Raw genomic sequence first — 9,814 nt, forward strand, 5'->3', positions numbered from 1 at the left:
CACCGGCATTCCCAAGATGCCCACCACCTCACGCGCCCGCATCCCCAACGCTTTGCCCCATCCTCCCTTGACCCCGCCGTCACGCCCCTCCTAATATCCGGTCCGGGCAGCGCGTGATGGCTGCCTCTGTCCCAAGGTTCGGGCGGCATTCGGGGCGCGAATGTCCAGACCTGACCACCATGCATTCCCGTTGACCGGCGCGCGGCACCCGTCCGCGCCAATGACCTATGGTGGTTCCATGTTCAAACGTGCTCTTGTGAGCCTCGTCCTCCTCGCGTCTCTTTCCACGGCGGCTACCGCCGAAAGACTCACCGTCTTCGCCGCTGCCAGCATGAAGGATGCCATTGAGCGCGCCGCACGCGAATATCAGGCAGCCGGTGGCGACGAAGTGGTCGTCTCCTTTGCCTCCAGTTCCGTTCTCGCCCGCCAGATCGAGGCCGGTGCGCCGGCGGATGTCTACATCTCCGCAAACACCGACTGGATGGCGTATCTGGTCGAGCGCGATCTGGTCCGCGCCGACAGCGAGATCATCATCGCCGGCAACAATCTCGTCATCGCAGCCGCCGAAGGCACCGAACCGGTCGAGAGCCCCGACGCCCTGCTCGACGAACGCTTCGCCATGGGCGATCCGAGCCATGTGCCCGCCGGCAAATATGCCCGCACGGCGCTCGAAAACCTCGACCTCTGGAAAGACGTCGAAAAGAACGCCGTGTTCGGTGAAAACGTCCGCGTGGCGCTGGAGCTTGCCAGCCGTGGCGAGGTGAAAGCTGCCATCGTCTACGGGTCGGACCAGAAAGCCGCCGGCGATCTGGTGCGCGCCTATGTCTTCCCGGCAGACAGCCACGCGCCGATCCTCTACCCCGCCGCCGCCACGAAGGATGGAGCCGAAAGCGCAGAAGCCTTCCTCGCCTTCCTGAAAAGCGAGGCCGGCCGCGCGATCTTCACCGATCTCGGTTTTTCCGAAGCTACGGAATAGACTGCCGACATGGGCGAGACCGAACTTTCGATCATACTCCTGTCCGCGAGGGTGGCGTTTACCGCCATCCTCTGCGCGCTCGTTCCGGCCTTTGCAGTCGCCTGGCTTCTGGCCCGCAGGGAGTTCCCCGGAAAGGGTGTCGTTCAGGCGCTGGTCACCCTGCCGCTCGTGCTGCCGCCGGTTGTCACCGGCTATGGCCTGTTGATCCTGTTCGGTTCCAAAGGTCCGCTTGGCCAGCTCTTTGAAAACCTGTTCGGCATCAGCTTCGCCTTCCGCTGGACAGGTGCCGCGCTCGCCGCCGGCGTCATGGCGTTTCCGCTCCTCGTGCGGCCGATCCGCCTGTCACTGGAAGCCATGGATCAGGGCTTTGGCGAGGCCGCGCGCACGCTCGGCGCATCGCGTCTCACCGTGTTCTTCACCGTCACCCTGCCGCTCGCCCTTCCGGGCGTCATTGCCGGCGCCGTGCTTGGTTTTGCCAAGGCGCTTGGCGAGTTCGGGGCGACGATCACCTTCGTCTCAAACATTCCCGGCGAAACGCAGACCCTGTCGCTCGCCATCTATGCGCTGCTGCAGTCGCCATCCGGCGACGCCGCCGCCCTTCGCCTCATCGCAATCGCCGTCGCCCTGGCGCTCGCCGCCATCGTCGCGTCCGAATATCTGGCCCGCAGGCTCACCACCGGAGGACGCGCGTGACCGCTCTATACGTAGACATCAGGGGCCGCGCCGGCAGGTTCGAGATCGAAACCGCCTTTCAGGCCGGCGCAGGCGTCACCGCCCTGTTCGGGCCATCCGGCGCGGGCAAATCCACGCTCCTGAAGATGATCGCGGGCACGGCCCGTCCGCAGTCGGGGCGCATCGTGGCGGGCGGGCACACGCTGTTCGATTCGGCCAGGGGCACGAACCTCCCGCCGGAAAAACGCGGCATCGGCTTCGTCTTTCAGGACGCCCGCCTCTTCCCGCATCTGTCGGTGCGCAGAAACCTCACCTATGCCCGCTGGGCCGGTCGCCGTCCGGCCTCCCGCGGCTTCGATGAAGTGGTGGCCCTGCTCGGCCTTGAAGACCGTCTCGACGCCGCACCCGCCACGCTTTCAGGCGGAGAGCGCCAGCGCGTCGCCATCGGCAGGGCGCTGCTTGCCGACCCCGCACTGCTTCTCATGGATGAGCCGCTCTCCTCGCTCGACAAGGCACGGCGCAACGAGATCCTGCCCTATCTGGAGAGGATCCGCACCGAGGCCGGCATTCCCATCCTCTATGTAAGCCATGAAACGTCCGAGGTCGCGCGTCTGGCCGACACGGTCGTGCTGATCGAAAACGGACGCGTTTCCGACAGTGGCCCCGCCGCCGCCATCCTCGCCCGTCTCGGCCTTGCCGCCGGCGGCGATCCCGACGAGGCCGGCGTCATCCTTGAGGGTCGCATCACGGATGTTAACCCCGCCTACCACACCGCCGTCATCGCGCTTGGTGAAGGCCGCATCGAGCTGACCGGAGACGGTTTCGCACCCGGCATGACGGTGCGGCTGCGCGTGCGGGCAGGCGATGTCGCCATCGCCAATGCGCCCCATGACGGGCTCTCCATCCGCAACCAGCTTCCCGCAATTGTCGAGGAAATTCGCCGCGACGGCGCATTCGCCACCGTCGCGCTCGGCTTTGGCGGGCAGCAGCTTCTGGCCCGCATCACGGCAAAGTCGGCAGATGCGCTCGGCCTTCAGCCGGGCAGCCGGGTCCACGCCCTGCTCAAGGCCGTTTCCGTCGAGATGGCGCGCATCGAAAGCCCGCGCGGCGGGCTCACACCCGCGTCATCGCCACGCTGAGCGAAGGGCCGTTCGCAATCGTCTGGTAGACCACGCAGTAACGCTCGGTGAGCTTCAGAAGCTGATCGAGCTGCTCCTGCGATGCATCCGTGTCGAGATCGAAGGACAGCCGGATTTCCGCAAAACCCACCGGCGCATCCTTCACCACGCCCAGCGTGCCGCGAAAGTCGAGATCGCCCTCGGCTGAAACCACGCCCGCCCGAAGCGGTATCTCCAGCGCCGTGGCCACGGCCTTCAGCGTCACGCCCGCGCAGGCGACCAGCGCCTCCAGAAGCATGTCGCCGGAGCACAGCTCCAGCCCCGTTCCGCCCGTCGCCGGGTGCAGTCCTGCAATGGCCATCGCACGGCCGGTCTCCACCTTGCAGGCAATATTCTGATCGTCGAGCGCGCCTCTGGCGTGAAGCGTGATGAGGGCTGCGCCCGGCTCGCCGCGATAGCGGTTCTTGATCGGCGCCTGAATGGCGCGCAGTTCTGCAGCGTCCATGGCGTTCACCTTCCCTGAGGTTAGATCCTGACCTGTTCAGGCTCTTCAGCATCGCCCAGAATAGCACCATAAGCACGCGCCGCGAACTTCCCGCCCGCCACCCAAGTTTCACTTGCATCGCTTGCAAGCCGGTGGAAACATGCGGCCCGGACAGCCTTTAAAACGGCGTCACAATGCGGCGGTAGAGACCGCAAAAGAGCCATTCGGGAGAAGTTACAATGAACAGATCGATCTTCAGAAAGCGCCCTGCCCTTGCATCACTGACCGCATCGGCACTGACGCTGAGCGCCGGCGCGGCCTTCGCCGATTACACGCTCAACATTCTCCACATGAACGACTGGCACAGCCGCATCGAGCCAATCAACAAATACGATTCCACCTGCTCCCCGGAAGACGATGAAGCTGGCGAGTGCTTTGGCGGTGCTGCCCGGCTCGTCACCGCCGTGGCCGAGTCCCGCAAGGCGCTTGAAGGCGAAAACGTTCTGCTTTTGAACGCCGGCGACAATTTTCAGGGGTCGCTCTTCTACACCACCTACAAGGGTGCCGCCGAAGCCGAGTTCCTGAACCTCATGAAGACCGACGCATGGTCGTCGGCAACCATGAGTTCGATGATGGCGAAGATGGCCTCGCCACCTTCCTCGACAAGGTCGAATTCCCCGTGCTGGGCTCCAACGTCAAGGCCAAGGAAGCCTCCGCGCTTGGCGACCGGGTGAAGGAATATCTCATCCTTGATGTCGGCGGCGAGAAGATCGCCATTGTCGGCGCGGTCGCCAATGACACGGCGGAGCTTTCCTCGCCCGGCGAAAACGTCTCCATCATCGAGGATGTGGCCGGCATCACCGCAGCCGTCGAAGCTGCCACCGCCGAAGGCGCAAACAAGGTCATCGCGCTCACCCATGTGGGCTATCCGCGCGACCTTGAGGCCATCGCCAAAATCCCCGGCGTTGACGTGGTCGTCGGTGGCCACTCAAATACGCTCCTGTCCAACACGGTCGAAGGTGCCGAAGGCCCCTACCCGACCATGGTTGACAATCCCGACGGCCATCAGGTGCCCGTGGTGCAGGCCGCGTCCTATTCCAAGTATCTGGGCGAACTGAAGCTCACCTTCAGTGACGAAGGTGTCGTCACCGCCGCCACCGGCGACGTCAAGCTGATCGATGCTTCCGTTGCCAAGGACGAAGCCGTTGTCGCCCTCGTCAAGGAACTGGCCGGCCCCATCGAGGAACTGAAGAACAAGATCGTCGCCGAAACGGCAGCCCCCGTCGATGGCAGCCGCGAGACCTGCCGCGCCGGTGAGTGCGAGATGGGCAATCTCGTCACCGACGCCATGGTCGCGCGCACTGCCGATCAGGGCGTGCAGTTCGCCATCACCAATGGCGGCGGCTTGCGCGCCTCCATCGATGGCGGCGAGGTCACCATGGGTGAAGTGCTGGGTGTCCTGCCCTTCCAGAACACGCTTGCCACCTTCCAGTTGAAGGGCGCCGATGTCGTCGCCTCGCTGGAAAGCGGCGTAAGCCAGATCGAGGAAGGTGCCGGCCGTTTCCCGCAGGTTTCCGGCCTGCGTTACAGCTTCGATCCGTCCGTCGCTCCCGGCGAAGGCCGCATCAAGTCCGTCGAGGTGAAGGACGGCGACGGTTGGGCTCCGATCGACCCGGGCACCACCTACACCATTGCCTCCAACAATTTCATGCGCAATGGCGGCGATGGCTACAGGCTCTTCGCGGAGAATGCCGAAAACGCCTATGATTACGGCCCGGGGCTTGAACAGGTTCTTGCCGATTATCTGGCCGAAAACAGCCCCTATACGCCAGCCATTGACGGCCGCATCACGATGGTCGAGGCGAGCGTTGCAGGGGCGGAGACCGAGGCCACAACCCCCGATCTGCCGGAGATGTCGAAAACGATTGCCAGCGAGGCACCAAAAGCGATCGAAGAGGCCGTTGAAAAGGCGGGCGACGCCGTCGAAAGCATGGCTGAAGGCGCCAAGGAAATGGCGGACAAGGCTGCTGAAGAGGCCGGTGAAGCCATGGAGGGCGAGAAGAAAACCCACACCGTCGCACGCGGCGACACGCTTTGGGAGATCGCCCGCACACATTATGGCGATCCGGCCAAATGGCGCGCGATCGCGGAAGCCAACCCGCAGATCAATCCCAACCGGATCGACGTCGGCATGGAACTCAACCTGCCATCGGCAAACTGAGCGGTCGCTTCCAGAGCTTCACGGAGCCTCGCCACCCGGCGGGGCTCTTTTTTTCGCCCCTGCGGCCACGCGCTCCATTGAAAACCTGCCCGGCTTCGCTAGCTTCCCCTGCATGATCGGAGCCAAAGCATGAATCTCCCCACGAAAATCGACCCAAAAGCGGCAAAGGCCATTGGCCCGCTGCCCGCAGAACACCCACCTGTCCGCGTCGGCAAGGTAGGCGTTTTGCTTGTGAATCTCGGCACACCAGACGGAACCGACTACGCGCCGATGCGGCGATATCTGAAGGAGTTTTTATCAGATCCCCGCGTCATCGAATGGCCGAAAGCGATCTGGTATCCGATCCTCTACGGCATCGTTCTCAACACGCGGCCGAAAAAGTCAGGCGCGGCTTATGCGGAAATCTGGAACCATGAGCGCAATGAATCGCCGCTGCGTACCTTCACCCGTTCACAGGGCGAAAAACTCGCCCAGGCGCTGACGGGGCATGAGCATGTCATTGTCGACTGGGCCATGCGCTACGGGCAGCCCTCCATCGAAACGGTGACAAAGAGCCTGATGGAACGCGGCTGCGACCGCATCGTCATGTTCCCGCTCTACCCGCAATATTCCGCCACCACCACGCAACGGTGAACGACAAATTCTTTGAAGCGCTTGCGAAGATGCGCTTCCAGCCGGCCATCCGCACCGTGCCCTCCTATCAGGACGAGCCGGTCTATATCGAGGCGCTCGCCCGCTCCATCGAAAAGCACCTTGAGAGCCTGGATTTCGAGCCGGAAGTCGTCATCGCTTCCTATCACGGCATCCCGCAAAGCTATTTCAGGCGCGGCGACCCCTATCACTGCCATTGCCAGAAAACGACCCGCCTCCTGCGCGAACGCCTCGGCTGGGACGAGAAGAAACTCATGACCTGCTTTCAGTCACGCTTCGGCCCGGAAGAATGGCTCCAGCCTTATACCGACAAGACCGTTGAAAAGCTCGCCAGAGAGGGCGTCAAATCCATCGCCGTGTTCAATCCCGGCTTCGTGTCCGACTGTCTGGAGACGCTTGAAGAGATCGCCGGTGAGGCCGGAGAGATTTTTCATGAAGCCGGCGGCAAGAATTTCACACATATCCCCTGTCTCAACGACGCGGATGAGGGCATGGCCGTGATCGAGACACTTGTACGGCGCGAGCTTTCTGGCTGGTTGTAGGATCGGACCCCGCCTTGCCACAGGCACGTCATATTTGGCGAGGCATATGCACCGCGATGCAACTTGCTGTGGAAACAGGCTCTGCCTCCGTGCAGTCTGTTTCCGTGGTGGTGCGATCCGTGGTCTTTCTATTCACATCGTGGCGCAGTGCCCTAAACTGCACGCCCGCGTGTCACTCATGCCCCGCTGAAGCGGTCCCAGGAGCCGAATATGCCTTTCTCCGGTTTTGACTTCATCATTCCAGTACTCGTTGTCCTTGTCCTGCTCCTGCTGTTTGCCGGCATCAAGACCGTTCCGCAGGGCTTCAACTTCACCGTAGAGCGCTTTGGTCGCTACACGAAAACGCTCACGCCCGGCCTCAATCTCATTGTCCCCTTCATCGATCGCGTCGGCGCGAAGATGAACATGATGGAGCAGGTGCTCGACGTTCCCACCCAGGAAGTCATCACCCGTGACAACGCGATTGTTGCCGTCGACGGTGTTGCCTTCTACCAGGTGCTCACCGCCGCCGAGGCAGCCTATCAGGTCTCCGGTCTCGAGAACGCGATCCTCAATCTGACCATGACAAACATTCGTTCCGTCATGGGCTCCATGGACCTTGATGAACTCCTGTCCAACCGCGATGCGATCAACGAAAAGCTTCTGCGGATTGTCGATGACGCAGCCAGCCCATGGGGCATCAAGATGACCCGTGTGGAGATCAAGGACATCAATCCGCCGGCCAATCTCGTGGAATCGATGGCACGCCAGATGATGGCCGAGCGCAACAAGCGTGCGCAGATTCTGGAGGCGGAAGGCCTGAAGCAGGCCGAGATTCTCGAGGCCGAAGGCCGCCGCGAGGCAGCTTTCCGCGATGCCGAGGCACGCGAGCGTGCCGCCGAGGCCGAAGCACGCGCCACCCAGGTCGTTTCGGAAGCCATCGCCGCCGGCGATGTACAGGCCGTCAACTACTTCGTCGCGCAGAAATACACCGAAGCGCTGGCCACCATCGGCTCCTCCAGCAACAACAAGATCGTTCTCATGCCTTTCGAGGCATCCTCGCTGATCGGCTCGCTGGGCGGCATCGGTTCAATCGCGCGCGAAGTGTTTGGCGAAGGCAGCACACCGCAGGCGCCGTCAAACCGTGTCTCATCGGCCCGTCCGCCCCGCACGGGACCGTCGCAGGAGTAGCGCCATGATCGAGCATGTTGTCGCGGAACTCGGCCCCTGGAACTGGATGCTGCTTGGCTTCGTGCTTCTTGCAGCCGAGATTCTGGCACCCGGTGTCTTCCTGCTCTGGATCGGTATCGCCGCCATTCTGACCGGCGCGCTTTCGCTGCAATTGTGGGACCTGCCGGCCTGGAGCTGGCAGGTGCAGGTTCTGGTTTTCCTGGCGCTCTCGCTGATCTCGGCCTATGCCGGCAAACGCCTTATGGATTCGCGCCGCAACGAAGAAACCGACCAACCGCTTCTCAATCGTCGCAGGGAGCAGCTCGTCGGACGCACGGCAACGCTCGAGGAAGCCATCGAGAACGGCTTCGGCCGTATCCGGCTTGACGACACCCTGTGGCGTGTCGCGGGGCCCGAACTGCCGGCAGGCACGCGTGTCAGGGTCGCTTCGGTGGACGCTGGCACCTTGCGCGTGGAAGCGGTTTGACGAATTGGCCGGTCAGACCGGCCAAAGCATGTGTTCCCGCCTGATCAGGCAGCGCCGATGCGCAGCAGATCGTGCAGATGCACCACGCCGCATGGCTTGCCGTCTTCAACCACCATCAGCGTGGTGATGGCCGAGGAATTGACAACCTGCAGCGCGCTTTCCGCCAGTGTTTCCGGCCCGATGGTTTTCGGATTGCGCGTCATCACCTGATCGACCGTCATGGAAAGAAGCTCGCTGTCGATGTGGCGGCGCAAATCGCCATCGGTGATGATCCCGATCAACACACCGTCCGCATCGGTAATACCGACACAGCCGAACCCTTTCTGGGTCATTTCCAGAATGGCTTCGCGCATCAGCGCACCACTGCTGGCAAGCGGCAGTTCACTGCCCGAATGCATGATCTGGCGCACCTGTGTCAGTTTCGCGCCGAGCTGACCGCCGGGATGAAACGTGCGGAAATGATCGGCCGTGAAGCCCCGCGCTTCAAGCAGCGCCACCGCCAGCGCATCGCCGATAACCAGTTGCAGAACCGTCGACGTGGTGGGCGCGAGCCCGTGCGGGCAGGCTTCGGGCGCACGCGGCAGTCCGAGAACGACCGTGGCCTCCCGTGCAAGCGCGGATGATTTGCCTGCCGTGATGGCGATGATCGGGATGGCAAAGCGCCGCGCATAGGCGACGATGCCGTGCAATTCCGTGGTTTCGCCCGACCATGACATGGCGAGGATCACGTCGTCATCCCCGATCATGCCGAGATCGCCGTGATTGGCCTCCGCCGGATGCACGAAGAACGCCGGCGTTCCCGTCGAAGCGAGTGTAGCGGCGATCTTGGAGCCGATATGGCCGCTCTTGCCGACGCCGGTCACGATCAGCCGTCCCTTGATCCCGGCGATGATACGCACCGCCTCCGCGAAGGGGTCGGCAAGTCCGTTGTCGAGGGCTTCGGCCAGTTCCTTCAGGCCCGCGCGTTCCGTTTCAAGCGTGCGAACGGCGGAAGCGACAACGCTTTTCCGGTCGATGTTCATGGAAGAGTCTTTCAGCATGGCACTGCCCTTACCGCCTTGATGACCTGCTGTCCATTCAGATTGTTCACAGGCAAGTGACGGAGGATAACGCGACGAGGCTCAACCTTCCGTTAACCATGGAGCTTTAGATTTCGGTAAGCATAATCATGGCGCGTCTTGATAGTCTGGATCTGTATGTCTCGTCCCGGTGTCAGAGTGGGTTCCCGCATACGCGGATGGTACAGGTCGACCGCACTCGGCCTGTGTCTGATTACCCCGTGCCTCATTGCCCCATGTCTCACGGCATTGACACCCGCTGCCGCGCAAGCGCAGCAGGCCGAAGGCCTGCGCGGTCTCGTCTCCGAAACGGATATCACATCATCCATCCAGAGCACGGCTGAAACCGGGCTTCCGTCACCGCGTTACGAGCCGGCGACACCAGGCCCAGCCGAGCCGGCCGAGACCGAGAACGAACGCTCAACCGGGCGCCATCCACCGCCGTCGAGCGCGAGC

7 protein-coding genes and 3 pseudogenes are annotated in these 9,814 nt (G+C 62.8%); 8 read left to right on the forward strand and 2 right to left on the reverse strand.

Annotated elements, in window-relative coordinates; translation table 11 throughout:
* Nucleotides 1–238: 238 nt before the first annotated feature.
* The 3 genes from modA to modC are packed head-to-tail and all read left to right on the forward strand — an operon-like array spanning nucleotide 239 to nucleotide 2,787.
* Nucleotides 239–976, forward strand: coding sequence for a molybdate ABC transporter substrate-binding protein (gene modA / locus JCM21793_RS21440; protein WP_025031671.1), 738 nt, complete (start codon nucleotides 239–241; stop codon nucleotides 974–976).
* 9 nt (nucleotides 977–985) lie between these two features.
* Entirely contained in the window at nucleotides 986–1,669 is a 684-nt protein-coding gene (modB, locus tag JCM21793_RS21445; RefSeq protein WP_025031672.1) for a molybdate ABC transporter permease subunit, read from the forward strand.
* Nucleotides 1,666–2,787, forward strand: coding sequence for a molybdenum ABC transporter ATP-binding protein (modC, locus tag JCM21793_RS21450; protein ID WP_025031673.1), 1,122 nt, complete (start codon nucleotides 1,666–1,668; stop codon nucleotides 2,785–2,787). The genes modB and modC overlap by 4 nt, the downstream gene beginning before the upstream one ends.
* On the opposite strand, the gene JCM21793_RS21455 is transcribed toward modC, so the two are convergent.
* Entirely contained in the window at nucleotides 2,762–3,271 is a 510-nt protein-coding gene (locus JCM21793_RS21455; protein ID WP_025031674.1) for an OsmC family protein, read from the reverse strand. The two genes, modC and JCM21793_RS21455, sit on opposite strands and share 26 nt — an antisense overlap.
* A 218-nt stretch (nucleotides 3,272–3,489) precedes the next feature.
* On the opposite strand from JCM21793_RS21455, the pseudogene JCM21793_RS27610 reads away from it, so the two are divergent.
* The 4 genes and pseudogenes from JCM21793_RS27610 (at nucleotide 3,490) to JCM21793_RS21475 (ending at nucleotide 8,300) form a co-directional block, all read left to right on the forward strand.
* Nucleotides 3,490–5,471: pseudogene (locus JCM21793_RS27610) on the forward strand (5'-nucleotidase C-terminal domain-containing protein).
* Nucleotides 5,472–5,600: 129 nt separating this feature from the next.
* Nucleotides 5,601–6,664: pseudogene (gene hemH / locus JCM21793_RS27615) on the forward strand (ferrochelatase).
* A 210-nt stretch (nucleotides 6,665–6,874) separates the two neighbouring features.
* Nucleotides 6,875–7,834: an SPFH domain-containing protein gene (locus JCM21793_RS21470; RefSeq protein ID WP_007008567.1), complete on the forward strand. Its 960-nt coding sequence runs from the start codon at nucleotides 6,875–6,877 to the stop codon at nucleotides 7,832–7,834.
* A gap of 4 nt (nucleotides 7,835–7,838) precedes the next feature.
* Nucleotides 7,839–8,300, forward strand: a complete 462-nt coding sequence (locus JCM21793_RS21475; RefSeq protein WP_007008566.1) for an NfeD family protein — start codon at nucleotides 7,839–7,841, stop codon at nucleotides 8,298–8,300.
* A gap of 44 nt (nucleotides 8,301–8,344) precedes the next feature.
* Here the strand turns inward: JCM21793_RS21475 and JCM21793_RS21480 are convergent, their stop codons facing one another.
* Nucleotides 8,345–9,340: a KpsF/GutQ family sugar-phosphate isomerase gene (locus tag JCM21793_RS21480; RefSeq protein WP_007008565.1), complete on the reverse strand. Its 996-nt coding sequence runs from the start codon at nucleotides 9,338–9,340 to the stop codon at nucleotides 8,345–8,347.
* Between the two features lie 177 nt (nucleotides 9,341–9,517).
* Between JCM21793_RS21480 and JCM21793_RS29850 the strand changes: the two are divergent.
* Nucleotides 9,518–9,814, forward strand: a pseudogene (locus tag JCM21793_RS29850) (hypothetical protein); the annotation flags it as partial.

The organism is Nitratireductor aquibiodomus NL21 = JCM 21793 (assembly GCF_000615975.1).
GTDB classification, from domain to species: domain Bacteria; phylum Pseudomonadota; class Alphaproteobacteria; order Rhizobiales; family Rhizobiaceae; genus Nitratireductor; species Nitratireductor aquibiodomus.

Excerpts from the sequence above, each read along its gene's own strand:
- modA (WP_025031671.1), top strand. The coding sequence starts at position 239 with ATGTTCAAACGTGCTCTTGTGAGCCTCGTCCTCCTCGCGTCTCTTTCC.
- modB (WP_025031672.1), top strand. The coding sequence starts at position 986 with ATGGGCGAGACCGAACTTTCGATCATACTCCTGTCCGCGAGGGTGGCG.
- JCM21793_RS21455 (WP_025031674.1), bottom strand. The coding sequence starts at position 3,271 with ATGGACGCTGCAGAACTGCGCGCCATTCAGGCGCCGATCAAGAACCGC.
- JCM21793_RS21470 (WP_007008567.1), top strand. The coding sequence starts at position 6,875 with ATGCCTTTCTCCGGTTTTGACTTCATCATTCCAGTACTCGTTGTCCTT.
- JCM21793_RS21475 (WP_007008566.1), top strand. The coding sequence starts at position 7,839 with ATGATCGAGCATGTTGTCGCGGAACTCGGCCCCTGGAACTGGATGCTG.
- JCM21793_RS21480 (WP_007008565.1), bottom strand. The coding sequence starts at position 9,340 with ATGCTGAAAGACTCTTCCATGAACATCGACCGGAAAAGCGTTGTCGCT.